This is a genomic window from Rhizobium sp. RHZ02, from assembly GCF_014851575.1.
Classification (GTDB): domain Bacteria; phylum Pseudomonadota; class Alphaproteobacteria; order Rhizobiales; family Rhizobiaceae; genus Rhizobium; species Rhizobium altiplani.
Genome location: NZ_JACUZX010000035.1, coordinates 1 through 26,024, shown reverse-complemented (window position 1 = coordinate 26,024; position 26,024 = coordinate 1). Strand labels below are relative to the sequence as shown.

The 26,024-nt window shown below is 60.8% G+C and carries 23 protein-coding genes; 9 read left to right on the top strand and 14 right to left on the bottom strand.

The window, feature by feature from the left end:
• Nucleotides 1-58 precede the first annotated feature (58 nt).
• From fliF to IB244_RS29055, 11 genes are all read right to left on the bottom strand, one after another.
• Nucleotides 59-1,750, bottom strand: a complete 1,692-nt coding sequence (gene fliF, locus IB244_RS29105) for a flagellar basal-body MS-ring/collar protein FliF (protein WP_169681175.1) — start codon at nt 1,748-1,750, stop codon at nt 59-61.
• A gap of 103 nt (nt 1,751-1,853) precedes the next feature.
• Nucleotides 1,854-2,243, bottom strand: coding sequence for a hypothetical protein (locus IB244_RS29100; RefSeq protein WP_062369605.1), 390 nt, complete (start codon nt 2,241-2,243; stop codon nt 1,854-1,856).
• Between the two features lie 17 nt (nt 2,244-2,260).
• Nucleotides 2,261-2,815 (bottom strand): chemoreceptor glutamine deamidase CheD, encoded by a 555-nt coding sequence (cheD, locus tag IB244_RS29095; protein WP_018117031.1) that lies wholly within the window; start codon nt 2,813-2,815, stop codon nt 2,261-2,263.
• Complete coding sequence (locus IB244_RS29090) at nt 2,812-3,201, bottom strand: response regulator (RefSeq protein ID WP_007530058.1); 390 nt, start codon at nt 3,199-3,201, stop codon at nt 2,812-2,814. The genes cheD and IB244_RS29090 overlap by 4 nt, the downstream gene beginning before the upstream one ends.
• Nucleotides 3,201-4,244 (bottom strand): protein-glutamate O-methylesterase CheB, encoded by a 1,044-nt coding sequence (gene cheB, locus IB244_RS29085; RefSeq protein ID WP_025660316.1) that lies wholly within the window; start codon nt 4,242-4,244, stop codon nt 3,201-3,203. The genes IB244_RS29090 and cheB overlap by 1 nt, the downstream gene beginning before the upstream one ends.
• Nucleotides 4,241-5,152 (bottom strand): protein-glutamate O-methyltransferase CheR, encoded by a 912-nt coding sequence (gene cheR / locus IB244_RS29080; RefSeq protein ID WP_018859704.1) that lies wholly within the window; start codon nt 5,150-5,152, stop codon nt 4,241-4,243. Before cheR ends, cheB begins: the two co-directional genes overlap by 4 nt.
• Nucleotides 5,149-5,616: a chemotaxis protein CheW gene (locus tag IB244_RS29075; protein WP_018117028.1), complete on the bottom strand. Its 468-nt coding sequence runs from the start codon at nt 5,614-5,616 to the stop codon at nt 5,149-5,151. Before IB244_RS29075 ends, cheR begins: the two co-directional genes overlap by 4 nt.
• A 3-nt stretch (nt 5,617-5,619) precedes the next feature.
• A complete protein-coding gene (locus IB244_RS29070; protein ID WP_025660317.1) occupies nt 5,620-7,893 on the bottom strand; it encodes a chemotaxis protein CheA in 2,274 nt (757 codons plus the stop codon).
• Nucleotides 7,894-7,910: 17 nt separating this feature from the next.
• Nucleotides 7,911-8,276 (bottom strand): chemotaxis response regulator CheY1, encoded by a 366-nt coding sequence (cheY1, locus tag IB244_RS29065; protein ID WP_007530053.1) that lies wholly within the window; start codon nt 8,274-8,276, stop codon nt 7,911-7,913.
• Nucleotides 8,273-8,566: an STAS domain-containing protein gene (locus IB244_RS29060; protein WP_018859706.1), complete on the bottom strand. Its 294-nt coding sequence runs from the start codon at nt 8,564-8,566 to the stop codon at nt 8,273-8,275. The genes cheY1 and IB244_RS29060 overlap by 4 nt, the downstream gene beginning before the upstream one ends.
• A 63-nt stretch (nt 8,567-8,629) precedes the next feature.
• Complete coding sequence (locus IB244_RS29055) at nt 8,630-10,243, bottom strand: globin-coupled sensor protein (RefSeq protein ID WP_169681173.1); 1,614 nt, start codon at nt 10,241-10,243, stop codon at nt 8,630-8,632.
• 646 nt (nt 10,244-10,889) lie between these two features.
• On the opposite strand from IB244_RS29055, the gene IB244_RS29050 reads away from it, so the two are divergent.
• Nucleotides 10,890-12,311 carry an ArnT family glycosyltransferase gene (locus tag IB244_RS29050; RefSeq protein WP_018859709.1) on the top strand — a complete coding sequence of 474 codons (1,422 nt, stop codon included), beginning with the start codon at nt 10,890-10,892 and terminating at the stop codon, nt 12,309-12,311.
• A gap of 4 nt (nt 12,312-12,315) precedes the next feature.
• Here the strand turns inward: IB244_RS29050 and IB244_RS29045 are convergent, their stop codons facing one another.
• Nucleotides 12,316-12,621 carry a helix-turn-helix transcriptional regulator gene (locus tag IB244_RS29045; RefSeq protein ID WP_018859710.1) on the bottom strand — a complete coding sequence of 102 codons (306 nt, stop codon included), beginning with the start codon at nt 12,619-12,621 and terminating at the stop codon, nt 12,316-12,318.
• 34 nt (nt 12,622-12,655) lie between these two features.
• Here IB244_RS29045 and ybaL point away from each other — a divergent pair, with 34 nt between their 5' ends.
• The 7 genes from ybaL (at nt 12,656) to IB244_RS29010 (ending at nt 23,906) form a co-directional block, all read left to right on the top strand.
• Nucleotides 12,656-14,464, top strand: a complete 1,809-nt coding sequence (gene ybaL / locus IB244_RS29040; protein WP_025660319.1) for a YbaL family putative K(+) efflux transporter — start codon at nt 12,656-12,658, stop codon at nt 14,462-14,464.
• A 54-nt stretch (nt 14,465-14,518) separates the two neighbouring features.
• Nucleotides 14,519-14,899 (top strand): hypothetical protein, encoded by a 381-nt coding sequence (locus IB244_RS29035; RefSeq protein WP_025660320.1) that lies wholly within the window; start codon nt 14,519-14,521, stop codon nt 14,897-14,899.
• 92 nt (nt 14,900-14,991) lie between these two features.
• Entirely contained in the window at nt 14,992-17,547 is a 2,556-nt protein-coding gene (gene secD, locus IB244_RS29030) for a protein translocase subunit SecD (protein ID WP_169681171.1), read from the top strand.
• Nucleotides 17,548-18,080: 533 nt separating this feature from the next.
• Nucleotides 18,081-19,703: a VOC family protein gene (locus IB244_RS29025; protein ID WP_025660323.1), complete on the top strand. Its 1,623-nt coding sequence runs from the start codon at nt 18,081-18,083 to the stop codon at nt 19,701-19,703.
• A 665-nt stretch (nt 19,704-20,368) separates the two neighbouring features.
• Nucleotides 20,369-21,286 (top strand): glycosyltransferase family 2 protein, encoded by a 918-nt coding sequence (locus tag IB244_RS29020; protein WP_025660324.1) that lies wholly within the window; start codon nt 20,369-20,371, stop codon nt 21,284-21,286.
• A 67-nt stretch (nt 21,287-21,353) separates the two neighbouring features.
• Nucleotides 21,354-22,844 (top strand): lipopolysaccharide biosynthesis protein, encoded by a 1,491-nt coding sequence (locus IB244_RS29015; protein WP_018859717.1) that lies wholly within the window; start codon nt 21,354-21,356, stop codon nt 22,842-22,844.
• Nucleotides 22,845-22,886: 42 nt separating this feature from the next.
• A complete protein-coding gene (locus tag IB244_RS29010) occupies nt 22,887-23,906 on the top strand; it encodes a polysaccharide pyruvyl transferase family protein (protein ID WP_025660326.1) in 1,020 nt (339 codons plus the stop codon).
• A gap of 7 nt (nt 23,907-23,913) precedes the next feature.
• On the opposite strand, the gene IB244_RS29005 is transcribed toward IB244_RS29010, so the two are convergent.
• Nucleotides 23,914-24,810, bottom strand: coding sequence for a DMT family transporter (locus IB244_RS29005; RefSeq protein ID WP_025660327.1), 897 nt, complete (start codon nt 24,808-24,810; stop codon nt 23,914-23,916).
• Nucleotides 24,811-24,959: 149 nt separating this feature from the next.
• On the bottom strand, nt 24,960-25,388 hold the full coding sequence (locus IB244_RS29000; protein ID WP_025660328.1) for an OsmC family protein: 429 nt from the start codon (nt 25,386-25,388) through the stop codon (nt 24,960-24,962).
• A 236-nt stretch (nt 25,389-25,624) separates the two neighbouring features.
• On the opposite strand from IB244_RS29000, the gene IB244_RS28995 reads away from it, so the two are divergent.
• The gene (locus IB244_RS28995; RefSeq protein WP_018117010.1) at nt 25,625-25,831 is read left to right on the top strand and encodes a hypothetical protein; all 207 of its coding nucleotides are present in this window, start codon (nt 25,625-25,627) and stop codon (nt 25,829-25,831) included.
• The last annotated feature ends 193 nt before the right edge of the window (nt 25,832-26,024 follow it).

Below are 26,024 nucleotides of genomic sequence, written 5' to 3'. Positions count from 1 at the left end.
GTGCCGATCGCGGTGCAGTAGACGGGCAAAAGAAAAAGGCCGGTTGCCCGGCCTTTCATTACGCGGCGTTGTCGACCGCCCATTTTCTGAGGATTTTCGCGGCGCGCTCCTCGTTGATCTCGACCATGCGCGCCAGTTTGCGTTCCGGGCCTTCCTTGACGCGACGATTGAAGTTGCCGTCGTCGTCGCCGAGGCTGAGCAGGTCCTCAGTGCTGTCGAACCCGAAGTCCGAACCGAAGCCATCCATGAGCGCAGCACCGGTGCCCACGCCACCCGCCGGAGCGAAATCGGGAAGTTCGAGGCCGGCGCTTTCCGGCGACGTGTCGCCGATGACCGCGGCGCCGTTGCCGGTCACGCTGCGGATCATCGGGCGGACGCCCATCCAGACCACAAGGAAGGCAACTGCGACGAAAGCGAGCGAGTTGATGATGCCTGCGAGATTGCGGCTCAGCATATCCATGACACGGACGCCGCCGCCGGTTTCCTCGAGAAGCTGGTTCTCCAGGAAGTCCATGGCCGTAACGGTCACCATGTCGCCGCGATTGTTGTTGATGCCAGCGGCGGATGCCACGATCTTCTGCATCTCCGCGAGATAGGCATCGATCTTTGCCTGGTCCGCCGGCTCGCCGACCATCTGAGCAATGCGCCCCTTGTTAACGACGACTGCAACGGAGAGCTTTTCGATCTTGTAGCTGTTGCGCGTCGTGGCAGTGGTCTTGCTGTTGATCTCGTAGTTGGTCTGCTCTTCTTTCTTGTCGGACTTGTCTTGCGATTCGGGACCGTTGGGTCCGCCCGAGTCCGGTGCCGCCTGCGGGATGTTCTGCTCGACCGTCGTCGCGTTGTCGGACTGCTTCTGCAGCGACTGAGAGGCTTCCTTGGTCGTGCGGATCGAGCGCTCGACCTTCGATTCCGGATCGTAGACAGTTTCCTGGATCTGCTGGCTATCGGTATTCAATTCCGCGGTGACGCTGGAGCGGAAGTTATCCATGCCGAGGAAGGGCGCGAGTGCCTTGTCGATGTTGGTTTCAACTTCGCCCTGGACGTTCTGGACGATGTTCAGAGAACGGTTCAGCGAGCTGTTGCTGGCCTCGTCGCCCGAAGCGAGCAACTGGCCTGCGGAGTCGAGGATGGTAACATCGGCGACATCGAGGCCGGGAACGGCAGACGCAACAAGGTGGCGGATCGAAGTCGCCGCGGTGCGGCCGGCCGCGACACTTGCGCGAATCATGACGGAAGCGGTCGGCTTCTGTTCGGCTTTGCGGAAGTTGCCGACCTCGGGCATGACAATATGGACGCGTGCTGCCGTAATGCCGGAGATCGACTGGATCGTGCGGCCAATTTCACCTTCGAGCGCGCGAACCCGCGTGACTTCCTGCATGAACGACGTCAGGCCGAGAGAGCCCACGTTGTCAAAGAGTTCATAGCCGGCGTTGGCGCTGTTCGGGAGGCCGCGCTCGGCGAGCAGGAGACGCGCCTTGCCGGTCATACCGGCGGGAACTGTGATGCTGGAGCCATCCGTTCCGACCTGGAAACCGATATTTGCCTCGGCGAGCGCAATGCTGATCTGGTTCAGATCGGGCGTATCAAGCCCGACATAAAGCGTTTCCTGGGCCGGCTTATTGACCAAAAAGGCCGCCGCCAGGATGAGTACCACGGAAACGACACCCACGCCGGCCAACGCCAGCAAGCGATTCCGTCCTAGCGAACTGAAGTTCTTAAAAATTTGAACTAATTGATTTAACAGATTCATTCTGTTCTCGCACGACCATCCAGACAAAGCAGGCTTGTTGCCTCATGTGGACAATAGGTGCCGAAACTTGTGCGAACGTTTCGGAGGGTGCGAGCAGGCCGGATCAGAAGAAGTCGAAGTCTCCGGCTGCCTTCGCCAGCGGCTGAACACTGCTATAGCGCGCCGCCCCGCTCAGAGCGCGCTGCATTTCACTGAGCTTCACCAGGCTCAGGGCCGTTGCGACATCGACAGACCAGTCCTGCGGAATCTCGCCCGTGATGGTATCTATGAACTCGGCAAGACCGCGCGTCTTCTGCACGGCAAGATCAATTCCCTGCATCACCTTCATGCTTTCCGGCGAGTTCAGCAGTTCGCCGCCCCCGACGTCGAGGAGCTGTGGTTCGATGCGCTCGATCAGGTACGCGACGTCGTGCAACTCCGCGACGATACGCATCAGGACATCAGGCAGGGCTTCGGCGGGCGACGGCTGCTCTGTCATGGCATTCACAGTCATTAGTAAGGTCCTTGCCCTCAGAAGAATTCGATGCTGTTTTCGACGGGTTTCTGCGGAGCGACCGGACGCTGCTCAAGCGCAACGGTTCTCTGCGTTTCCGCACCGGTGAGCGGATACTGCCGAGCGCGTCCCGAGACCGGCCAGTACTCGAGCTTGCGCCCGTGCTCCCCGCCGGTGCTGGAGCCGACGACCGGTATGCCTTCATCCTTCAGGAACTGCACCGCAAAGGCGGCGTTCTGTTCGCCGACATTCGAGAATGTCGAGATCGTCTTCGCCCCGCCGAAGATCTTGGCCTCCAGGCGGTCGCGACGCGCCCCTTGCTTCAGTAGACCGTTGATCAGCAATTCCATCAGGTGGACGCCATATCGCGTGGCGTCTGCGCCCGTCATCGGCATATTTCCTGTCCCTGGCAGAAGGAAGTGATTCATTCCTCCAACGCCTGCCACGGGATCTCGCAGGCATGCAGCCACACACGAGCCAAGGATGGTCGTCAGTACCGCGCTCGGATCATTCAGGACCTTCCATTCGCCCTGGATGATATGAACGCGGCGGGCCGCAACATCGAGGTTCATTTCAATGCTCCAAATACGGCCTCGATAGCCGCCTTCATCTTCTCGATCGTGAAGGGCTTGGCGAGAACGTTGTTGGCACCAAGCTGGGCCGCTTTCGTCACGAGTGCGCGGTCACCCTGCGCCGTCAGGATGATGAAGGCGGCTTTCTTCGTCGCCGGGTTGGCGCGAACAGCCTGCAGGAAGCCGAGGCCATCCATCTTCGGCATGTTGAAATCGGAGATGACAAGATGATGCGGCTGCTGGGTCATGATCTTCAAGCCCTGCTCACCATCGCCGGCGGCCGTAATCTGCTTGAAGCCGAGCTGGGTCAGAGCGTCGCTGAGCAGCAGACGGCTCGTGACCTGATCGTCGACGATCAGAACTTTGATTTTCTCTGCGATAGACATTAGTCAGTTCCTTCCTTTCGGGCGGCTGTCATTTTCAAAATTTCTTCGCCGATGGCATTGAGGGGCAGTTGCTGCTCGACGGCGCCGAGCTCGTAGGCAACCCTCGGCATGCCGTAGACCACTGAGGTCTTTTCGTTCTGGCCGAGCGTACGCGCGCCGGCGTGGCGCATCTTCAAGAGGCCGGCGGCACCGTCGCGTCCCATGCCGGTCAAGATCACACCGACCGCGTTGCGGCCTGCCAGTTCGGCAACCGAGTCAAACAGCACGTCGACGGATGGCCGGTGACCGTTCACCGGATCGCGTTCGATGAGGCGGCAGCATGGCGCATGGACGTTGGCAACCTGCAGGTGGCGCTCGCCGCCTGGTGCAAGATAGATTTTCCCGATCTCCAGGCGCGCACCGTCGGTCGCTTCCTGCACGACGGGCGCGCAAAGCCGGTTGAGGCGTTCCGCGAAGCTCTTGGTGAAGGTCGGCGGCATGTGCTGCGTGATAACCGTCGGCGGGCAGTTTGCCGGGAACTTCTGCAGCACCGCAATCAACGCCTCGACGCCGCCGGTCGACGAACCGATCGCGACGATCTTGCGGCCGACGCGGAAGTCAGCGACAGCAGGTGGCGGAGCAACCGGAGCCGGCTGAGCGTACTGGCGTCGCTGCGAGCGGGCGGCAGCCTTCACCTTCTCGGCAAGATCTCCAAAGGGACGCGCATCGCCCGGGAGCGGCTTGCCGACGCAGTCGAACGCGCCGATCTCAAGCGCCGCCAGAGAGGCATCGGCGCCGCGATGGGTCAACGTCGAGACCATGATGACAGGCATCGGGCGGAGCCGCATGATCTTCTCGAGGAAGTCGAGACCGTTCATGTTCGGCATCTCGATATCGAGCGTTACGACATCAGGATTGAGCTTCTTGATCGCCTCGCGGGCCTCAAGCGCATCGCCTGCCTGACCGATGACGCTGACCTCGGGATCGGCGCTGAGAACAGCGGTAATCAGGCCGCGCATCGTGGCGGAGTCGTCGACGACGAGAACCTTGGCCGGTGCGCTCATGCCTTCCTCCCAACGCCCTTGGTCGTGTAGCGATAGGTGGTGATGCCGATATTGTCGAAGACATGCTTGGCGTCGCCGGAGACGCGTTCGGAATGGCCGATATAGAGATGGCCGCCCTCAGGCAGCAATTCGGCAAAGCGTGACCAGATCTTCATCTGCGTCGGCTCGTCGAAGTAGATCACCACATTCCGACAGAAGATGACGTCGAACTTGCCCTTGAACGGCCACTGCGCCATCAGGTTCAGCTCGTTGTAGGTGATCAGACGCTTGACGCGGTCGTCGACCTGGAACTTGCGCCGCCCCTGGACCTCGACCTCGCTGAACCACTGCTTGCGCATGGCGGGCGACACGGTTTCGAGCGCGCTCTCGTCATAGGCACCGGCACGGGCGATCGCCAGAATCTTCGGATCGATATCGGTCGCCAGGATCTTGAAATCGTAGTCGGCGACGTTGGGCATCATCGACAGGACGGTGAGCGCGATGGAATAGGGTTCCTGGCCATCCGACGAGGCAGCCGACCAGATACGAACCCGACCGCCCATCTTCGCGCGATGCAGCAGTTCTGGCAGCACATGGTCCCGAAGGTGCTCGAAGTGGTGGTTCTCGCGGAAGAAGCGCGTGAAGTTCGTCGTCAGATGCGACAGCATCTCGCGGCGCGGCGCCGCACCCGCCGGTGAAGAAACGAGCGCGCAATACTCCCGAAATCCGGAAAGGCCCAGATTGCGGATATGCTTCGACAGCCGCGAGTAGACCAGCGAGGCCTTGGTCTCGTTCAGGAAGATGCCTGCATCCGAGTAGATCATCGCAGCGATTTCCGTGAGGTCGCGGCGCGTCAGCGGGTACTCTCCGCTTGCCAACACCTCGTCAGGGTTTCCCTGCCGCATGTCTTTTGCACTCAGAACATTCATGCGGCTTCGCTTTCCGTTTCGGGGAAAATGGCTTCGAGCTCGAGCAGGCAGATCATGCGTTTGTCGATCGCCAGGATGCCGCGCGCGAACTGACGTTGCAGCTCAGATGCGATTTCCGGTGTCGGCTGCACATTGTCTTCAGTGACGGTCAGAATGTCGGACACGGCATCGACCAACAGACCGACGACCTTGCGGTGCACCTGCGCTACGATGATGACGTGTCGCGCCGTCGGCACAGTCGCCGGCATGCCGAGGCGAGCCGACAGATCGATAATCGGCAGCACCGCACCGCGCAAATTGATGACGCCCTTCATATAGCCGGGCGAGTGCGGCATCGCCGTTGCCGGCGTCCAACCGCGGATCTCGCGCACCGACATGACATTCACGCAAAATTCCTGATCCCCGATGCGGAACGCGATCAACTCGCGGTCCCCATCCTTCAGACTTTTTACGGCATACGACATAGCTTACCCCACAGCTGCCAGCGACACTTCCTGCCTCAACGCTTGACCGCGGGAAGCTCCCACGACCGCGTCGACATCCAGGATGAGAGCCACGCGACCGTCGCCGAGGATGGTCGCCGCAGCGATACCCGGAACGTGCGTGTAGTTCGCCTCAAGGCTCTTGATGACGACCTGGCGCTGCCCCTGGATCGCATCGACCATGAGCGCGCGCTGACCGCCGCCTTCCGATTCGACGAGAAGAGCGACTCCTTCGACAGGATTAGCCTGCGTGGCACGGAAGTTCAGGATGCGACCGACATCGACCAGCGGGCAGAAGCTGTTACGGATCGAGATCAGGCGATGGTTTGCACCAAAGGAATGAATCGCGGCGGCTTCCGGTTGCAGCGTCTCAACGATCGCCGTCAACGGGACAACCAGCGTCTGGCCGGCAACCGTGACGACCATGCCGTCGAGAACGGCAAGGGTCAGCGGCAGGCTCATCGTGAAGACGGAGCCCTGCCCTGGCTTCGAGGTGATGTTGATGCGGCCGCCGAGCGCCTGAATCGAGCGCTTGACGACGTCCATGCCGACGCCGCGACCGGAAATGTCGGAAATCTTGTCGGCGGTGGAGAAGCCCGGCAAGAAGATCAGGTTGTCGATTTCTTCGTCGGTCAGGTTGGCGTCAGCCGGGATCAGCTCGTTGGCGATGGCCTTCTGCTTGACCTTCTCGCGGTTGATGCCGGCGCCGTCATCGGCGAGCTCGATCAGGATGCGGCCAGAGCGGTGCTTCGCCGTCAGGCGAACCGTGCCTTCGACGTTCTTGCCGGCGGCGGCGCGCTTTTCGGGCGTTTCGATACCGTGGTCAACGGCGTTGCGGATCATGTGCGTCAGCGGCTCGGCCAGCTTGTCGATGACCGTCTTGTCGACTTCGGTGTTTTCACCTTCGGTGATCAGGCGAATCGTCTTGCCCGTCATGTCGGCGATTTCGCGAACGATGCGCGACATGCGCTGGAAGACCGGCTTTACCGGCTGGGCGCGGATCGCCATGACCGAATCCTGGATCTCGCGGGTGAGCTGCTGCAGCTCCTCGAGGCCCATGTTGATGGATGACGTTCCGGTCGTGTCGTTTTCGATGACGCTCTGCGAAAGCATCGCCTGGTTGATGACGAGCTCGCCGACGAGGTTGATCAGGCGATCGACGCGGTCGAGATCGACGCGGATGGTCTGACCAGCGCCGGCAGCGGCGTTGTTCTGGGCGGCGACAGCTGCACTTGCGGCAGCGGCGGCAGCCGATTCCTTCTTCTCGACACGAGCAGCGGCGGCGGCCATCTGCGTGACGTTGGAAGCAGTCTCGGCGGCAGTAACCGCAGCGGCCACGTCGGCCTTCGGCTGCTCGGCCGGTGCCTCGGTCGCGCCATCATCGAGGATCGACAGGTCGAAGGGCACTGGGATCATCGGCAGTTCTTCGGCGTCGGGGGCAGTCACCTTTTCCTCGCCTGCGGTGATCTGCAGGTCGCAATCCCACTCGGCAAATTCGAAGACCGTGCGGATCGCATCTTCGCCCTTGTCTGTCTTGAGCGTGATGTTCCAATAGAAGTAGGCAGCTTCCGCATCGAGCTCGTCGAGACCCGGCAGCGCATCCATGTTGCAGTAGACGCTCATCTCGCCGAGGCGGGAGAGATCGCGCAGCAGCAAGGTCGCGTCGTTGCCTTTGGAATAGAGGTCCGAACGCGGCTTGAAGGTGATTTCGTAAGTCGGCAGATCGGAGCCGACCTCTTCCTCGCCGCTGAAATCGTCGAAGGAGAAGGGGATCGGCTGGAAGCCGCTGTCATCGGTCGGCTTGGGGGCCGGAGTGGCGGCGACAGGCGCTGGCTTAGCCACCGGAGCTTCCACGCCAGCGGACGGGGTAGGCAGCTCGCCGTTGGCGAGCGCTTCCAGTTCCTTCACCAGACCGCGGCTGCGGCTTTCATCGACGCTGCCGCCGTCGCGGGCGGCATTGGTCAGGTCGGCCAGCACGTCAGCCGACTTCAACATGACCTTCAGGACATCCTGTGTCGGCTCAAGCTTGTTGGAACGAACGCAATCAAGTGTGGTCTCGAAGACATGCGCGAAAGCGACGAGATCATCCAGACCGAAGGCGCCAGCGCCACCCTTGATCGAATGGACGGCACGGAACACCGCATTGACGGTTTCCGGATCGCGATCGCCATCATTCATTTTCAGAAGACCGGATTCCAGTTCGGCGAGCTGCTCCTCGCACTCCTGGAAGAAGATCTCTTTGATTTCGTTCATATCCATAGGAGAAAATCCTGGGTTTAAGCGGTTACACGCTCAATGGCATCGATCAGCTTGGCAGGGTCGAAAGGCTTGACGATCCAGCCGGTGGCGCCGGCCTGGCGCGCGCGGTTCTTCTTTTCCGCATCGCTTTCGGTCGTCAGGACCAGGATCGGGATCGCACGATACTTGTCGTTGCGGCGAACGCCCTCGATAAAGCCGAAACCGTCAAGGCGCGGCATGTTGATGTCGGTGACGATGACATCAGGATTGGATTCTTCCAGAACCTCGAGGCCCTCGACGCCGTCTTCAGCCTGGATCGTCTCGAAGCCCGCATTGTTGAGGGTCACGAGAAGCATGTTCCTTATGGTCCGTGAATCATCCACGGTAAGCACTTTTTTCTTCATTGCCGGATCTCCTTGGCGAGCAGATGGATATCGACACCAATCAGCTGCATGGTTTTCTGAAATGCGTCCGAAACCTTGCTGAACGTGAAGGCGAGCTTGTCCTGGTCCCAGGTCTTGGCGGCTGCCATCAGGACCTGCGCGCTCAGGGCTCCGACGCGTTCGACCGCGGACGCGTCGATGGCCAGATCATTGCCGCGCAACGAGACGAGCTTGTCGCGAAGCATGGTTGCTTCGTTCAGATCAAGCACCGCTGACAGGTTCAGCGTTTTCCCAGTTTTCCTTGCCGCCATCAGCTCTTCCTTGTCTCCTGGTTACTGCTCAACGTATGTGAGCGGCGCTCATATACCGGTCCGTTAGTAAACAATCCGCCCTCCGGCCGAGGCGACCGGCTGCACAAATCCGAAGTCCTCGTCGTCAGCCACGACATCGGCGGTCCGCCTGATGCCGATCGCCGGGGAGAACACCGGCGGGGGGCGCGCGGGCTCGGCGTTCTGCCGGGCAATACGAAACTCGCGGATCGTTTGGCCGAGTTCGACGATGACACTGTGCAGGTAGTCGGCGCCTTCGGCTGAACGCGATGCGGAAGCCGCGTTATCGGTCATCTGGGCGCCGAGGCCCTTCACGTCAGCTGTCACGACATCGAGGTTCGCAGCGTGTTCGCTGGCCTGATTAGCGACCATCGCGATCGCCGTGTTGATCTCACTGACCTGGCGAACGATGCTGCCAATCGAATCCTGCGTACGTCCAACCATCTGGACGCCGGCATCCACCTGCGACTTGGTGGTGCTCACTAGCGTCTTTATCTCGCGCGCCGCGTCCGCCGAGCGTTGCGCTAGCGCACGTACTTCCTGCGCGACCACGGCAAAACCACGTCCGGAATCGCCGGCGCGCGCGGCTTCGATGCCAGCATTCAGCGCCAGCAGATTGGTTTGGAAAGCAATCTCGTCGATTGCGCCGATGATTTGTCCGATCCGCTCGGCAGACTGTTCGATATCCGCCATCGCAGCAATCGCGCGCCCGACAACCTGGCCGCTTTCTTCGGCCGCGGCGCGGGTCGTGGCCGCCGCCTGCTCGGCAGCCCGGCTACCCGCGGCGCCGTGGCGAACGCTTTCCGACAGATCGGCAAGCGCAGCTGCAGAGGAGAGCAACTGCTGGGCATGAACGGACGCGTTTCCGGCGAATTGCTTCGACGCATCGCCAAGCGTCTGGACGGAGGTTCCGGCAACCGCCGTCTTTTCGGCGATCGCCTGAAATTCGGCCTGGACGGCATCGAGCGCACCGTTGAGCGCCTGCGCGATATCCCGATGGGCGCCGTCTTCCTCGATGGTCGCACGAACCGTGAGGTCGCGCGTGGCAAGGCCATTGATAACATCGGCGAATACGCGTGCGACGTCCGCCTTGTCACTGGCGCGCTGATCGGCAAGCGCACGCTGCTGGGTGGCCCGCAAGGCATTGAAACGCAAGGATACGGCAATCTCGACATCCACCATCACGAGGCGAATGATCGCCGACATGAGGTCGGAGATTTCCTTGGCCCGACGACGGCTGCTCGGCAGGAAGGAGCGACCGGCCAACTCGGTTGCGAGGCCGCCGATGATATGCTCGAGAACAACGCCATGACCCGCGACATGCCAGCGCGGGTCGAGACCCATCTTGCTTTCGGAATCAGACAGAACCTTCACACGCTCAGCATAAAGGCTGTCAAAGCGCGCATCGGTCAGAACATCCCAGTGGGAGGCCTGCAGGTCGTGGAGGCGCTCGACCTGACGTTCGCTCTCGAAATTCCGCGCCGCGTCTGGAAACGATTGAAAACGCTGAAAAAGGTCACGCAGACCGGCGGTCAGATGCTGCTGAAGGTCGAGACGGTGGCGCCGGACCAAATCACAGTGTTCGGCGTCGAGACCGGCAAAGCGCAGCCTCTCATGCAAGCTGCCTGCCTGCGCTCCTCGAGCCTGATCTGATGGCATTTCCTGCCCCAACACCTGTCCCCAACCACATGCCGGGCGCTTGCCCGTCATTAAACTATTGCTCCGCGCAGCGTGCACGCTGCTGATTGGTGGCTTGCCTCGGCTGCAGCCGGCGGCGTGAAGCCTCCCGATCAGTCGATTCTGCTTCGGAGCTGCTTGATGAGATGGATTCCGGATCGACCGGTACGGCGGTGCGGCGTCATGCCTGGTGGGAACGAGTAAGTTTTCCCATTCCGACGTGTCATGCAATGTTTATGGTTAATTCCTTGCCTGAAGGTTAATGCGTATTTTATGAATGTCGACTTTCCAGCAGGCCCCAATAACCATCTATGAATTACTGGGCTTGCGTTGCGGCGCTGCTACAGTCCTAGGCAAGCTTTGTGGTATATGCCCAGAAATAACCGTGACATGACGTCAGAAGGATTGGGCAATGATTGTTTTCGGATTGGGGTCGTGCGTTCTTTCGATCGCTGTTCTCGCAGCCGTTGCGCTGCTTGACCGTATCGAAGCGACCCGCAGTCAGGTTGCCCTGCGCGTCCTTTAAAATTCCACAACCAGATTGTAACGAGTGGTCAAACGCACCGGCATGCCGGTGCGTTAATCTTTGGCTTTACTGCGGTATTTGAGTTCAGCGGGAATTGCATTCATGTCTGCCAGACTTGGTCTCCTCATCGTTCTTGGCGTGACGCTCTGGCGAGTCATCACCCTCCATTTCGACACGACCGATCTGTTCGTCGACGAGGCGCAATACTGGTTCTGGTCGCAGAATCTCGATTTCGGCTACTACTCGAAGCCGCCGATGATCGCCTGGGTCATTCGAGCCATGACGGAGCTTGCAGGATCGACGTCGATCTACTGGATCAGGGTGAGCGGACCGCTGATCTACATGGCGACCGCGATCATGCTGATGAAGACGGCCAACCGCTTTGTCGGACCGAGGATTGAAGGGTGGACCGGCGCGACCTTCATCACCCTGCCCGGCGTTGCCCTGTCATCTGTGTTCTTCTCGACCGATGTCGTGCTTCTCTTTTTCCTGACGATGGCACTATGGGCCTATTTCGGCCTGACCGAGAAGCGTTCCGTCGGCCTCTCCATCCTCATGGGATTTGCCGTCGGCTGCGCCTTCCTCTCGAAGTACGCGATCCTCTTTGTCGTTCCCGGCGGGTTGATCGCGCTCATTCTGCTTCCGAGCGCACGCATCGCCTGGCGCGATTTTTTCACAGCCGTCATCGTTGCGCTTGTCGTTGCTGCGCCAAATCTCTGGTGGAATCTTGCCCATGACGGAACAACGGTCCGTCACACCACCAACATCGCGCATTGGAGCAAGCTCGGCGTCAATGTGGCCGGCGGCCTGGAATTCTTCGCGGCGCAATTCGGCGTCGTCGGGCCGATCGTATTCTCCGCGATGCTCTGGGCCGTTGTCCGCGCACTCAAGGGCAAGAGCGAGCCTAGGGAAAAGCTGCTGATCTGGCTGTCTATCCCTGTCGTTGTGCTGATCACCTTCCAGGCGCTGGTGGCCAAGGCTTATGCCAACTGGGGCGTGACGGCCTATATCGCGGGAACGATCCTTGCCGTGTGGTTGCTTGACCGCCTCTGGCCCAAGGGCCTGCGCCTGTCGCTTGCCATAAATGGCACGGCGAGTTTTCTGTTTCCTCTTGCCGCGATCTTTGCGCACCAGCTGGTGCTGCCGAACGGCAGCGAGATCATGAAGCGCTATCTCGGCCGTAGCGCGATCAGCCGCGAGGCTGGCGAGCTGGCGCGGCAGTCCGGCACCTCGATCATTGTCAGCGACAGCCGCGATCTCCTGGCGGACATGTTCCACACGCTGAGGAACGATCCTGTCCGTATCTACGCGCAGCCGCCCGTCGACGCGCCTGACAACTATTACGAGCAGACCTTTGCGCTGCCGAGCGACGTTGCAGACGACGTGCTTTTTGTGACGACACACCCGGTCGAGTGCGCCCAAACGCCTGAGCTGGTCCGCAGCTGGCAGCCGACGGAAGGCTACTACCGCGGCAAGACTATCTTTTCCTACAGGATTTCGCCGGCCTGCCTGACCGGCAAATAGGACCTCACTTCGGGGTAGACGGGAGGCCAAGGCATGTTCCCGTCCCCTCCACCTCCACAAACACGACGCCCCCTCGCTCGAAGGCGAGACGCAACTGCGCCTCGGTTGCACGATGGATATCGTGATGCTTTCCTTCGTAGTCACGGATGGTGCTGCGCGACACGGCGGCCTGTTCCGCGAGGTCGAGCTGCGTCCAGCCAAGCAATCCGCGAGCGGCCCGGCACAATGCCGGGGTCAGAATTGTTTCCTTTGCGCCTTGACCCATAATGTCAAACCACCCATATTGGTTGATATAGGCCATATATGTCATGTTTTAAACGGGATTTCCAGTTCGGGAGAGAATGATGCCGCACGATACGCCTTTGATTTCGACAATCGTCGGAGGCCTCGTGCTTGCGTTCATTCTCGGCACGCTCGCCCACAGGCTCCGAATGCCGCCTCTGGTCGGCTATCTCGTCGCAGGCGTTCTCGCCGGCCCGCATACGCCGGGCTTTGTTGCCGACCAAAGCCTTGCGCCTGAACTGGCCGAGATCGGCGTCATCCTGCTGATGTTCGGCGTCGGACTGCACTTCTCCCTGAAAGACCTCCTCTCCGTTCGCGGCATTGCGGTACCCGGCGCCATCGTGCAGATTGGATTTGCCACGCTACTCGGCTGGGGACTGGGGGCGCTCATGGGATGGCCGACGGGAGGGAGCCTTGTCTTCGGACTCGCTCTTTCCGTCGCTTCGACAGTCGTCCTCTTGAAGGCACTGCAGGAGCGACGGCTGATCGATAGCGATCGCGGCAGGATCGCGGTCGGTTGGTTGATCGTCGAGGACCTCGCAATGGTCCTGGCGCTCGTTCTGATCCCGGCAGCCGCCAGCATCGGCGGTGGAGAGCATGCGACGGCAGAGCCGCTTTCAGCCGCGATCAGCCGGCTCCTCGGCCTCGACCTTGGCATGGGCGGCATCATCGTCATGACCCTGGTCAAGGTCGTGATATTCGTCGGGGTGATGCTGGTTTTCGGGGGCCGCCTCATTCCCTGGACGATGCACCGCATCGCGCACACTGGATCCCGCGAACTGTTCCGCCTCGGCGTGCTTGCGATCGCGCTCGGCGTTGCCTTCGGTGCCTCGAAGCTGTTTGGCGTGTCGCTGGCGCTCGGCGCCTTCTTTGCCGGCATGGTTCTGGCCGAGAGCGAACTCAGCCAGCGCGCCGCCCAGGAAAGCTTGCCGCTCCGCGATGCCTTCACGGTCCTCTTCTTCGTCTCGGTCGGCATGCTGTTCGATCCGAACATCCTGATCGATAAACCGCTGCCAGTGTTGGCCACCGTTCTCATTATCGTGGTCGGCAAGTCGATCGCCGCCTTCCTGATCGTACGACTGTTCCGCAAACCTGTCGGCACGGCGCTGACGATTTCGGCGAGCCTTGGGCAGATCGGCGAATTCTCCTTCATCCTGGCCGCACTCGGCGTCTCGCTCGGTCTGCTGCCCGAGGAGGGGCGCGACCTCATCCTTGCCGGCGCGCTGATCTCGATCATCCTCAACCCTCTGCTGTTCTACGCCTGCGATCGGTTGCGCCGCGTGCTGGAGCGGACAAAGCGCGAAGAGCCGATAGCGACGAATGTGCCAGAGCCTGCTAAAGAGCCCGAGCCAGAGGAAGAGGAGAACAGGCAGCCGACGGCGCTTCGCGGGCATGCAATCATTGTCGGTTACGGCCGTGTCGGCAGCATCGTCGGTCAAAACCTCAAATCATCGGGCACGCCCTTCCTTGTCATCGAGGACTCGAGCAACCGCATCGGCGAACTGCGGGATCAGGGGATCGAAGCGATCAGCGGCAATGCCGCCTCGCGCGAGCTGCTCGACCTCGCAAACATCGCCGGCGCCCGCAGTCTCGTCATCGCCATCCCCAACGCATTCGAGGCGTGCAGGGTTGCCGACCAAGGGCGCACCATCAACCCTTCGCTCCTGATCGTCGCCCGCGCGCATTCCGACGCCGAAGTGGATGAATTGCTGGAGTACGGTGCAGACACTGTTATCATGGGCGAACGCGAAATCGCCATGGGCATGGTTGACCGGCTCGCCCAAGTGCATCATGACAGTGTGCGCTATGAAGATGAGGCCGACACTGCTACAATTGCAGTCGAGGACACGCCTTCTCCCGATAAAGAATGAGAGACTTTTGCGCCGTTGAGCCGGTACGAGGTTGAAAATCCAGATGATCACGAGATGAGGCTCGACGCACGCCGCATGGGCAGTCGTGTTGCGATCTCGCTGGTCATTGCCGTCTTCGCCTATCTTGGCCTTCTGTTCGGCGGCAATCTGGTCATCGTCCCCAGCCGCGGTGCGAACTCGGTCTCCTCGTCCGCCAAGGACGGCCAGCCGCTGCAGCTGAGCGCTCGCGATACCGTCCGCGGCATTTTGACCGCCGAGCGCAAGGCGGCTCCCAAACATGTCCCTTACGACCCCGGCGCAGCAGCCATTGGCGCGACGCCTGATATCGAGCTCCGCCTTGGCGGTGAGCAGCCCCTCGCAACCTTCCATCCCGCGCTTCGCGCCGCCGATGCGAGGGCTTACGACTCGCACGGCCCGCCTGCGGCCTCGGCATGAATGCGCGCCGGTCCGGCGCTTTCCATTGCTTTTAAGACACGCCGCCAGCGCGAGGAGCGCAGGCTCAAGCGTTATCAAGGATAAACAACAACATGCGTAATTCACCATGGCTGGTGTTCACCTATACGGTGATCATTCTCCTCGGCATTCTGATCGCTCTGCCGAACGCACTGCCGCAATCCACCCTCGCGCGTCTGCCCTCGTGGCTGCCGCATAACCAGGTTTCGCTCGGTCTCGACCTTCGCGGGGGCTCGCACCTCGTTCTCGAAGTTGACGAAGCGGACCTGACCCGCGAGCGCCTGCAGTCGCTCCTGCAGGATGCCCGCCGCGTCCTTCGCGAGAAGAACATCCAGACGAAATCAGTCGTTCGCAATCAGAACCAGATCGTCGTGACCCTGACGGATACGGCACAGACGGACGATGCGGTCACACAGCTGAAGACGCTCGGCAATGCGATTGCCACCGGCCTCAGCGCCGGCCAGTCCGATCTCTCGGTTACGACCAGCGGCAGCAATATCCTCGTCGCCTTCTCGCCGGCCGGCATTGCAGCCAATGTCGATTCCGCGGTCCAGCAGAGCCTTGAAGTCATTCGCCAGCGCGTCGACCAGGTCGGCGTCGCCGAACCGACGATCCAGCGCATCGGCGGAAACCGCGTGCTCGTGCAGCTCCCGGGCGCACAGGACCCGTCTCGCCTTCGCCAGCTTCTCGGCTCGACCGCGAAGATGTCCTTCCACATGCTTTCTCCGAACAACGCTCCGGGACCGGGCGTGACGATGCTGAAGGATGAGCAGGGCAACAGCTTTGCAGTTCTCGACCGCGTCGAGATTTCGGGTGACCGTCTTTCGGATGCGCGCGTCAGCTTCGATCCGAATACGCATGAGCCCGTCGTCAGCTTCCGCTTCGACAGCGCCGGCGCAACCCGATTCGCCGACATCACCCGTCAGAACGTCGGCAATCCGTTCGCCATCGTTCTCGACGACAAGGTGCTGAGCGCACCTGTCATCCGCGAACCGATCACCGGCGGCTCCGGCCAGATTTCGGGCAACTTCTCGGCTGACAGCGCAACAACGCTCGCCGCCATGCTGCGCGCCGGCGCCCTGCCTGCCAAGCTGACCGTCATCGAAGAACGCACCGTCGGTGCCGACCTCGGCGCGGACGCTATCCGCATGGGTATCTATTCGGGTCTCGTCGGCTTCGCGCTTGTCGCAGCCTTCATTTTCATCCTGTATGGCACGTGGGGCTTCCTCGCGAACTTCGCGCTGCTCATCCACACGATCCTGACCTTCTCGGCCCTGACGCTTGTCGGAGCAACGCTGACGCTGCCAGGTATCGCGGGTGTCGTCCTCGGTATCGGTCTTGCGGTCGACGCGAACGTTCTCATCAACGAGCGCATCCGCGAAGAGACGCGCAAGGGCAAGAGCGCGTTCGCTGCCATCGATACCGGCTTCCGCCGCGCTTATTCGACGATTATCGACGGCAACATGACGGCGCTGATCGCAGCGGCCATCCTGTTCTGGTTCGGCACCGGCCCGGTCCGCGGCTTCGCTGTGACCATGGCGCTTGGCCTGATCATCTCGATGTTCACGTCTGTCGCCTTTGTTCGCGTCACGATGATCGAGATCACACGCCGTCGTAAGCTGAAGGTCCTGAACATCAAGCCGATGATCCCGATGATGTTCAACCCTTACGGCCGCCATATCCAGTTCATGAAGGCTCGCTTCTTCGGCGTGACGGTCTCGGCGCTTCTGTCGATCGCCTCGGTCGTCCTCTTCATCCATCCGGGTCTCAACTACGGCGTCGACTTCCGCGGCGGGATCCAGATGTCGGTCAAGACGCAGGAGGCCGCCGATCTCGGCCGCTTCCGCGAAGGCTTGAACAGCCTTGGCCTCGGCGAAGTCTCCCTCCAGACCTACGGCGACAACAACACCATGGCGGTGCGTGCGCAGCGTCAGGAAGGTGGGGAAGAAGCCCAGACGGCAGCCGTTGAAAAGCTGAAGGCCGAGATCGTCAAGATCGACCCGTCGGCAACCGTTACCGGCACCGATGTCATCGGTCCGAAGGTCAGCGGCGAGCTCGCCTGGGCCGGCATTCTGTCGGTCGTCATCGCAAGCTTGGCGATGCTTTTCTACATCTGGTATCGCTTCGAATGGCCATTCGCTGTCGGCGCTATCGTCACGCTTATCCTCGACGTGACCAAGGCGATCGGTTTCTTCGCGCTGACCGGCCTCGACTTCAACCTGACAGCCATCGCAGCCATCCTGACGCTCGTCGGCTATTCGGTGAACGACAAGGTCGTGGTCTATGACCGCATGCGTGAAAACATGCGCCTCTACAAGTCGATGCCGCTGCGCGAGATCATCGACCGGTCGATCAACGAGACGCTCGCACGAAGCCTCTACACCAACGCGACGGCGTTTCTTGCCTTGCTGCCGATGGCGATCTGGGGCGGCAGCGCGGTCTCAAGCTTCGCGATCCCGATGGTCTTCGGCATTCTCGTTGCCGGCGCGTCGTCGGTCTTCATCGCAGCACCGATCCTGCTCTTCCTCGGCGACTGGCGTCGTCGCCACGGCAAGGCCATTGCTGCGGCCGAGCCCGAAGCAGAAATCATCCCTCCGGAAGAGGGCCAGCCGCGCAAGACCGCCGGCTGAGTGCTAGTGAGATGAAACGAAATGAGGGCGCCGGTTGCGGAACCGGCGCCCTCTTTCTATTCTCGCCCGACTGGGAGGTTCTGCAGCATGTCGTCCGAGCAACCGATTGAATCGACTGAAAACGAGGAGCGCATTCGGCGCTTCCTGGCAATCGCCTCGCACGATCTGCAATCGCCGCCGCGAGACATCGCGATGTACGCGGAAATCCTGCTCGACGACTTGGCCGGCAAGCTTGACGGCGACCAGTTGAAGAGCCGGGCCTGGTACCGACCCCACCTATCAGGACAAGATCTTCGACGCCTTCTGGAAGCTGCCGCAGGCAGGGCGACCCGCCGGCGCGGGGCTTGGCCTCACGGCCGCGCGAGCAAAACCTGCGCGCGCTCGATGGCAGCATCCACCTGCATGCTCAAGCCGCCGACCCTTCAGCAATTCCGCGAAGTGTTGGACGGACTGGACAGTTTGAATTTGCAGGCGCGTGGAGATAGCTTAGTTCTTTATGCGGAACCTTCGAGGCAAACCCCAATTATAACGGCATGACGTTTATACTTGCACTAATGCTGGCGATGGCGACGCCTCCCAATCCATCCGGACTGTATTCAATGGTATCTGGCATCCATCACGTGACCCTCCTGACCCGAAAGGTGCAGGCAAACGTGGATTTCTACGCGGGTTTTCTCGGCATGCGGCTGGTCAAGCAGACCGCCGGATTCGAAGACGCCACGCAGCTTCATCTCTTCTACGGGGACGGCGTTGGCAGCCCCGGCTCGTTGGTGACCTTCCTTGTATGGGAAGACGGTTCACCCGGCCGCGTCGGCCACAGCCAGATCGGTGAGCTGTCGCTTGCGATCGATCCATCGAGCATCGGCTATTGGCTCACCCGCTGCATGAGTTTCGGACTTCGCTCTGAAGGCCCGGCCGATGAGTTTGGCGAACCTGTGCTGCGGCTGAAGGACCCCGACAATATCATCGTCAAGCTCGCCGGCGCCCGTGATCTGAAGTCGCCCGCTACCTGGGACGGCGCGGGTGTTCCGGTCGAACACGCCATTCAGCGGGTACGCGGCGTCACCATGCTCACCGAGAAACCGGCCGAAAGCCGTGACTTCGCGGAGCGTCATTTCGGCTACCGCTTCCAGGAAACGCGCGGCAATATCGACCGGCTTGTCTCGGAATCGGGCGATATTGTCGACATCAGGAATGCCCAGGGATTCTGGTCCGGCGCGCCCGGTACCGGGACGGCCGATCACGTCGCCTTCCGCGCCGTAGACGAGAAGCAACTTCACAAGGTGCACGATGCCCTGAAGGAAAGCGGCGCGTCGGCGACGAACCTGCACGATCGCAAGTATTTCGAATCGCTCTATGCCCGCGAGCCAGGCGGCACACTGATCGAATTGGCGACAGACAAGCCCGGCATGATGGTGGACGAGCCGCGGGCCACGCTCGGCACCAAGCTTTTCGTTCCCAAGGACCCAATCACCGATCTCAAGGATCTGAAGGTCGTACTGCCGCAATTTTCGATGCCCGGCGAGCCCCGCATCAACTACCGCGACCTGCCCTTCGTGCACCGCTTTTATACGCCGCCGGATCCTGACGGCAGCGTCTTCGTGCTGTTGCACGGCTCAGGCGGCAACGAAACGACGTTGATGCCCCTGCTGCACGAGGCTGCCCCGCGTGCCACGCTGCTTGGCGTGCGCGGACGGGCGACGGAGGAAGGCATTCCGCGCTGGTACAAGCGCATCACGCCGTTCTCCTTCGACCAGGACGATATCAAGAACGAAGCCGAGGCCTTTGCCGCCTTCATCGAGGGAGCCGTATCGTCCTACGGCCTGGATCCGAAGAAGATCGTCTATGTCGGCTATTCCAACGGCGCGAACCTGCTCAACTCGCTCCTCTATCTGCATCCGAATTTGGTGCACAAGGCTGTGCTGTTGCGCTCCATGCCGGTCCTGAAGGACTATCCGCACGCCGATCTCAAAGGCACGGATCTCTTGGTCATCAGCGGCAAGACGGATGCTTACGGCAAATATGCCAGCGACCTCGAAACCCGGCTGAAACAATCGGGAGCGACCGTCGACTCTGATGTCATCGCCGGCGGACACGATCTCGGCGACGCTGATGTTTCGATCATCCAGAAATGGCTGGCACAGCAGATCAACTAGCTCGGAAGGGCTTTTTCGCAGGGGCGGCACCGGCCCTGCGTTCCCCTGCATTCATGCACCGACGCGCGCGGACACGCCTGCAATTCCGTCCTTTTGCGGCGTTCGGAAGCAACGTTTCAAAGCAAAGACAAACAAGCCTTCACAAACTCGCGCTTGACGATAGCGAACAAAGGTCTGCTGTTCCCGACGGTTGTACCTTTCTGCTTCGTGCTAAACGTCAACAATGAACGCCACTGCGCAAAGGCCCTCGGTTATTTGTTATTCATGAATACGTGCCCGTCTCTTTTCCAGAAATTGAAAGCAATGCCATGACTGTTTGCAACACTTATACGGTGTAAATATATTTCGACGCTGCTGTATTTTTTTATACAATATACATCGACATCTTTACATATCTTTTCTCAATTTGATCATACTATATATTTTTGAAACTAGAATTATGAATTTCTACGAATTATTTCCACTTACATTATCCCCAGAATTCAGCATTTATCTTTTAAATCTATATTTAGATTGTCTTAAGCGATACAGAAGGCAAGAAATTACCACATTCGTCTGCGAACTGCTCCAACTGTTCTATTTTGCTGCAGCGCAAAATGCTCCTTGCCGAAGCGGGGTCCCAGCCCTATCCTCGCCTCGACATCGATCGCAGAAGGGGAATTTGCATGCCTCCTCGGCCCGTGGACATCAGCCTGATCATCTCGTCGAGAAATCGGGCCTATGGACTAACGAACTGCCTGGATGCCGTTTCTATTGCCGCCCGCCAGGCAGACTATCTGAGACTTGAACTGGTCTTCGTGGACAATGGCTCCACGGACGAGACGTCGGACGTCGTCCGCCAATGGGCGTCGACCGCGCCGATCAAGACCAACTTGATCTATGAAGCGAAACCCGGCCTCGCCATCGCCCGCAACACGGGCCTCAACGCCGCGAGAGGCCGTGTCCTCGCCTTTACCGACGACGACTGTGAGATTTTCCCCGACTATTTCAGCACGCTCGCAGCGCTTTTCAGCTCGGATACCGAGATGGTCATGCGCGGCGGGCGGATCGAGCTCGGCGACACACGCGACCTGCCGGTCACGATCAAGCCCGAGATGGAACCTGCGGTATTGAGCAGCGAGCTGCATGCCGGCGGCTTCATTCATGGCGCGAACATGGCGTTTCCCCATGGGCTGGTCGAGAAGATCGGCTTTTTCGATACTCGCTTCGGGGCGGGCTCCCCTTTCCGCTCCGGTGAGGACACCGACTACGTGCACCGCGCCTTCAATGCCGGCGTGCGTGTCGAATATCTGCCGGATTTTGCCGTCAAACACTTCCATGGACGGCGTGAACTCGCGGATATCAAACGTCTCCAGACCGGCTACGCCTTCGGCAACGGAGCGCTGTACGCCAAATATCTCTTCGATCGCCGCTCGAACATGCGCGGCATGCTGCGCTGGGAAATCCGCCAGGCGCTCATGGAGGCCATCGGGCGCCGAAAACTCAACGAGGAACTTGGCCTGACCTACCGCAGCCAGCTTCGTGACAACCTGACCGGCATGCTCGCTTACTGGCGAGCGCCGAAGGCAAAGCAGCCCGCCTGAGGTTTCGCTTCGCCGCCAACAGAATCACCGCGCGACTCTTCGCGAGCCAAATTCGATTGGATAATGCATGGCCGATACGGCAATTGCGCACGCCGAGCTTAAGAAGAAAACCGCACTTTCCGTCCTCTGGTCGGTCATTCGCGTGGCCTGGAGCACAATCGCGACCTTCGTGATCTTCGTCATCCTCGCACGCATTCTCGGGCCCGGCGATTTCGGTACCTTCGCGCTTGCGAGCCTCTTCGTGGAAATCGGCCGCGTGCTTGCCTATGCAGGCCTCGGCGATGCGGTCACGCGCCAGCTTGATCTCGACGAGGAGCTTGCCGATACCGCCTTCTGGGCGACGATCGCCTTCAGCGCCATCGTTGCCTCGCTGGTGTTCTTCTTCGCGCCCTACTACGGCGATCTGGTGCGCGATCCATCGGTTTCAGGCATTCTGCGCTGGCTGGCACCACTGCTTCCGATTTCGTCGCTGGCCGTCATCCACAATGCGCGCCTTGCCCGTGAATTCGGCCACAAGAGCCTCGCCGGGCAGGCAATCGCCGCCAGCCTGCTCTCAGGCATTACCGCAGTCGTCTGCGCCTTTCTCGGCTGGGGCGTCTGGGCGCTCGTTGCGCAGACCGCGGTCAACGCCGCCGTGACCGTGCTCCTCGGCTGGTTCTACTATCCCTGGATGCCGAAGTTTCGCTTCAATGTGCCGATGTTCCGGTCCGTTTTCCTCTTCAGCATCAGCCTTGTCGTGACCCAGCTGATGTGGATGCTGCTCGCCCGCGTGCAGGATATCTTCATTTCGCGCTGGTTCGGCCCGGTCGAAGTCGGCCGCTATCGCATTGCCTGGCGGCTGATCGAGCTGATCGGCCAAGCGGTGCTGGCCCCGATCGGCAGCGTATCGCTCGTCACGCTGTCGCGCCTGCAGAACGACCACACGGCCTTCCGCAACGCCTACAACAAGATCGTCGGTGCAGCCGCGCTCGGAACCATCCCGCTGCTGCTCGGCTTCGGCGCCCTGTCGAACGACATGATCGCGCTGCTCTTCGGCAACAAGTGGGGCAATGCCGGCGATATCGCCACCGTCCTCGTGCTGATGGCGGTTCCCTTCGTCACGAACTTCTTTGCCTCGTCGGCGCTCTCGGCCGTCAACCGGGCGGAATCGATCCTGTCCGTCGCCGCCCTGCAGCTCGTGACGACGCTGATCCTCACCTGGCTGCTCGTCCCCTACGGCGTTGTCGCCGTTGCTGCGGGCTATACGCTGCGTGCCTGGCTGACGATGCCCTATCAGCAATATGTGCTTCAGCGATACGCGCATATAGACGCCAAAAGCACGCTGAAGGCCGTCGCCCTGCCCTTCTGCGGCGCGACACTGATGGCCGTCTGCGTGTGGTTCGCGCATCCGGTCATCGTAGAGCACATTCAAAACCGCTGGCTCGCGCTTGGCCTTAGCATCGGCCTGGGCGGACTGATTTACCTGGCGTTCCTGCCGATCTTCGGCCGCTCGGTCATCCGCCCTTACATCGCGCTTGCCATGTCCCTCAACCCATTCCGCAAACAGGCCGAAGCCTAGCCGCTTGCATGGACCCGAGTGTCCGTAAACAAGGAGCATTTCATGGAATCCAATATTACGATCATCAACCGCCTGCAGGGCGTGATCGCCAATTGCCTTTCCGACCTCTTTGATCCGTCCGAGCGTTTTGCGCTTCTCGACTTCCCGAACCACTACAATATTGGCGACAGCGCCATCTGGCTCGGTGAGCTTGCCTATTTCGACAAGAAACGTACGCGCCCGACCTACGTGACCGAGATCCCGACCTATGATGAAGACCGGATGCTCGGCGCGATCAGCAGCGGTCGCATTTTCCTGCACGGCGGCGGCAATTTCGGTGACATCTGGGCCGGCTACCGCCAGTTCCGCGAAGGCCTGCTCGACAAGCACAAGGGCCGCCCGATCGTCCAGATGCCGCAGACGATCCATTTCAAGGAGCAGGCAAATGTCGACAGCACCGCGCGTGCGATCGAGCGCCACGGTCAGTTCACGCTTCTCGTTCGCGACCAGCGAAGCCTGGAATTTGCCCAGCGCTGGTTCCAGTGCGAAACGCGGCTTTGCCCGGACATGGCCTTCTGCATCGGTCCGGTCACTCGACCGACGCCGCAGCACGAGCTGCTGCTCAATCTGCGTGAGGACCAGGAAGTCGGCACCGCACAGGACCTGACGGCAGCAACCTTGCGTCCGGGTACCGTGAAATCGGACTGGCCCGACGAGCCTGCCGATTTCCAGCGCCAGACGAAGCACGCCGCGATCCTGAAGGGCCTTCTGACCGGCCGTATCGGCGGCCGCGCGCGGATGACGGAGCTTGCCTATCGCGAACGGGCGCAGCAGCGTTTCGACCGTGGCGTCGCCCTGCTGAGCTCGGCGCGCCAGGTCATCACCGATCGCATGCACGGGCATATCATGTGCGTGCTCTTGGGCGCCGATCACTGCGTTCTCGACAACAGCTACGGCAAGACGAGCAGCTTCATCGAGGCCTGGGGCACCTGCAACAGCGACAAGGCGGAGCTTGCCTCAACGGTCGACGAGGCGCTCGCCATCCTCGATGCGCGTCGCGTCGCCCGTGCGGCCGCCGCCTGATTTGAGATCAGCCTCGCCGGGCAACCAGAATCCCGGCGAGCACCACTGCCCCGCCGATCGCCTGCATCGGGCCGATCGGTTCGCTGAGCAGAACCCAGGCGAGGATTGCCGCCACGACCGGCTGCAGCAGCAGCGTCAGTGAGGAGAAGGCGGCCGGCAGATAGGCGAGCGCATAGGCAATCGCCACCTGCCCGCCCGCGTGGCTGACGAAGGCAAGACCGAAGACGATCGCCCAGCCATAGGCCGTCGGCGGTAGCATGTGGCCTTCGTAGAAGAAGCCGATCGGGAAGATGCAGACAGCAGCCGACGCCGTGCTCCAGAGCATGATGCGGACCGTATCGAACCGGCTGCGCAGCTTGCCGATTGCCAGGATGTAGCCGGCATAGAACACGGCTGCGATGACCGCGACGCCATCGCCGCTGAGGTCGCCATTGCCAAGCGCCGCAGGACCGCCCTTCAGGACAACCACGCCAGAAAGCGCCAATACCAGCCCGAGAACGAAGACACGGGTAACGACTGCGCCGAAAAACAGAAGCCCGATCACCGTGACAAAGACGGGAGCCAGATTGGCAAGCAGCGTCGCATTGGCCACCGACGTCATGGTGATGGAGAGGTGCCAGGCCGCGAGATCCATGGCGAGCAGGACACCCGGCACGACCAGCAGGGCATAGTCGGATAGCTTTTCAGGCTTCGAGCCGGCATCCTTGCCCTTCGCAAGCGAGAATATGAAGATCGGGATCAGCGCCAGGGCGACGCGCCAGAAGGCCGTCGCCATCGGCCCGACTTCCGACAGCCGCACGAAGATCGGCGAGCCGCCGATCGCCGCGCCGCCGAGGATCAGGGCGGCGAGGGGAAAACGGTTGGATGCGGGGGTTTCTGCGACGGTGGAAGCGGCCTGCGACATTAGCTCTCGATGCGTTCTGACCGCCTGACGACCGGCGGCGAGCAACGGACCTATCAGAAGCGATGGTGTCGTGATAGCCGAGGAGCGACAGGGGCAGGCAAAAGCGCAATCTTATTGCCCGCCGATGCGAATTTGCAGCACCGAGCCTATCAGCCGGAAATGACGGTCGAGAATTCAGGCGCCCCGCGAATTGTGTTGCTGACCGTGCAGATTTCTTCCGCCGCATGGGCGATCTTCAGGCGCGTCTCTTCATCGAGGTCGCCCTTGATCGAGAAGGCGATGTTGAATGTTTGGACACGCGACGGGCCTTCGCTTGCCTTCTCGCCAGTAACGTCGGCCGTGATCTCCGTGATCCGGTCGAGCATGCCCATCTGGCTTGCGGCAATGCGCGCGCTCAGGACCAGGCAGGCTGACAGCGACGCATAGAGGAGGTCGAGCGGATTGAAGCCAGGTTGCGAGGTGCCGGTGACGATATCGAGCTCACCCTTGGTGGCCGAGGTGACATGTGGAAAGCCGGTGCGACCAAGAACGGCGGTTGCTCCAACGGGACGGGGACGAGCCTTGAGATCGGCGGCCATGAGAAAATCCTTTGGTGATGACAGCCTGTGCTAGATAAGGATTTTGATTGCCCGCGGCAATGCGCTTCAGCTCCGGCGAAGGGGCGGAAACAGACCACTCGGGTGATTCGGTCGACTCCAATCCGTCCGCTCGTCAACCTCAGTTTCCCATCCCGATTTCTAAGGATAGCCCCAGGTCAGCTTCAAAGTGCAATATAAGCTTGCACTAAAACAGAAACGACTCAATGGAGTTATCCATGCGAACACTTGCGGCTGTTCCTGATGCACCCAGCGTCGTCCTCGATGCCGAACCCTTCGGCTATGTCAGAAAAGTCTACCTCGACGACGAAGCCTGCTGGGGCCTGTTCGATTCCGATGGCGATGTGATCTTCGTCGGCGATGCTGCCGGCGATTGCCACGAATACGCGGCGAAGGAACAGATCCGCATTCAGATCGTCCATTGAAACTCTAAAGCGCGTCGCCCGTTTTTTGATTCAGGTTCTCGAATCGGCCGATTTGTGATTCCTTCGTAGCTGGAAGGAGACCGGTCATGGGCAAATCACATCCGATCGAGTTGCGTTCCCGTGTTGTTGCGTTCGTTGAAGAAGGTAACACCCATCGCGAGGCGTCTCGGCATTTCCGTGTGTCGCCTCGGTT

What these genes read in the sequence shown, in the direction of transcription:
- IB244_RS29000 (WP_025660328.1), bottom strand. Translation starts at nt 25,388, where the DNA reads ATGGCCGCCGATCTCAAGGCTCGTCCCCGTCCCGTTGGAGCAACCGCC.
- IB244_RS29015 (WP_018859717.1), top strand. Translation starts at nt 21,354, where the DNA reads ATGGCCGATACGGCAATTGCGCACGCCGAGCTTAAGAAGAAAACCGCA.
- ybaL (WP_025660319.1), top strand. Translation starts at nt 12,656, where the DNA reads ATGCCGCACGATACGCCTTTGATTTCGACAATCGTCGGAGGCCTCGTG.
- cheY1 (WP_007530053.1), bottom strand. Translation starts at nt 8,276, where the DNA reads ATGAAGAAAAAAGTGCTTACCGTGGATGATTCACGGACCATAAGGAAC.
- IB244_RS29060 (WP_018859706.1), bottom strand. Translation starts at nt 8,566, where the DNA reads ATGGCGGCAAGGAAAACTGGGAAAACGCTGAACCTGTCAGCGGTGCTT.
- IB244_RS29050 (WP_018859709.1), top strand. Translation starts at nt 10,890, where the DNA reads ATGTCTGCCAGACTTGGTCTCCTCATCGTTCTTGGCGTGACGCTCTGG.
- IB244_RS29035 (WP_025660320.1), top strand. Translation starts at nt 14,519, where the DNA reads ATGAGGCTCGACGCACGCCGCATGGGCAGTCGTGTTGCGATCTCGCTG.
- IB244_RS29070 (WP_025660317.1), bottom strand. Translation starts at nt 7,893, where the DNA reads ATGGATATGAACGAAATCAAAGAGATCTTCTTCCAGGAGTGCGAGGAG.
- cheD (WP_018117031.1), bottom strand. Translation starts at nt 2,815, where the DNA reads ATGAACCTCGATGTTGCGGCCCGCCGCGTTCATATCATCCAGGGCGAA.
- IB244_RS29090 (WP_007530058.1), bottom strand. Translation starts at nt 3,201, where the DNA reads ATGTCTATCGCAGAGAAAATCAAAGTTCTGATCGTCGACGATCAGGTC.
- IB244_RS29005 (WP_025660327.1), bottom strand. Translation starts at nt 24,810, where the DNA reads ATGTCGCAGGCCGCTTCCACCGTCGCAGAAACCCCCGCATCCAACCGT.
- IB244_RS29025 (WP_025660323.1), top strand. Translation starts at nt 18,081, where the DNA reads ATGACGTTTATACTTGCACTAATGCTGGCGATGGCGACGCCTCCCAAT.
- fliF (WP_169681175.1), bottom strand. Translation starts at nt 1,750, where the DNA reads ATGAATCTGTTAAATCAATTAGTTCAAATTTTTAAGAACTTCAGTTCG.
- IB244_RS29020 (WP_025660324.1), top strand. Translation starts at nt 20,369, where the DNA reads ATGCCTCCTCGGCCCGTGGACATCAGCCTGATCATCTCGTCGAGAAAT.
- IB244_RS29055 (WP_169681173.1), bottom strand. Translation starts at nt 10,243, where the DNA reads ATGCCATCAGATCAGGCTCGAGGAGCGCAGGCAGGCAGCTTGCATGAG.
- cheR (WP_018859704.1), bottom strand. Translation starts at nt 5,152, where the DNA reads ATGAATGTTCTGAGTGCAAAAGACATGCGGCAGGGAAACCCTGACGAG.
- IB244_RS29075 (WP_018117028.1), bottom strand. Translation starts at nt 5,616, where the DNA reads ATGTCGTATGCCGTAAAAAGTCTGAAGGATGGGGACCGCGAGTTGATC.
- IB244_RS28995 (WP_018117010.1), top strand. Translation starts at nt 25,625, where the DNA reads ATGCGAACACTTGCGGCTGTTCCTGATGCACCCAGCGTCGTCCTCGAT.
- secD (WP_169681171.1), top strand. Translation starts at nt 14,992, where the DNA reads ATGCGTAATTCACCATGGCTGGTGTTCACCTATACGGTGATCATTCTC.
- IB244_RS29100 (WP_062369605.1), bottom strand. Translation starts at nt 2,243, where the DNA reads ATGACTGTGAATGCCATGACAGAGCAGCCGTCGCCCGCCGAAGCCCTG.
- IB244_RS29010 (WP_025660326.1), top strand. Translation starts at nt 22,887, where the DNA reads ATGGAATCCAATATTACGATCATCAACCGCCTGCAGGGCGTGATCGCC.
- cheB (WP_025660316.1), bottom strand. Translation starts at nt 4,244, where the DNA reads ATGAGCGCACCGGCCAAGGTTCTCGTCGTCGACGACTCCGCCACGATG.
- IB244_RS29045 (WP_018859710.1), bottom strand. Translation starts at nt 12,621, where the DNA reads ATGACATATATGGCCTATATCAACCAATATGGGTGGTTTGACATTATG.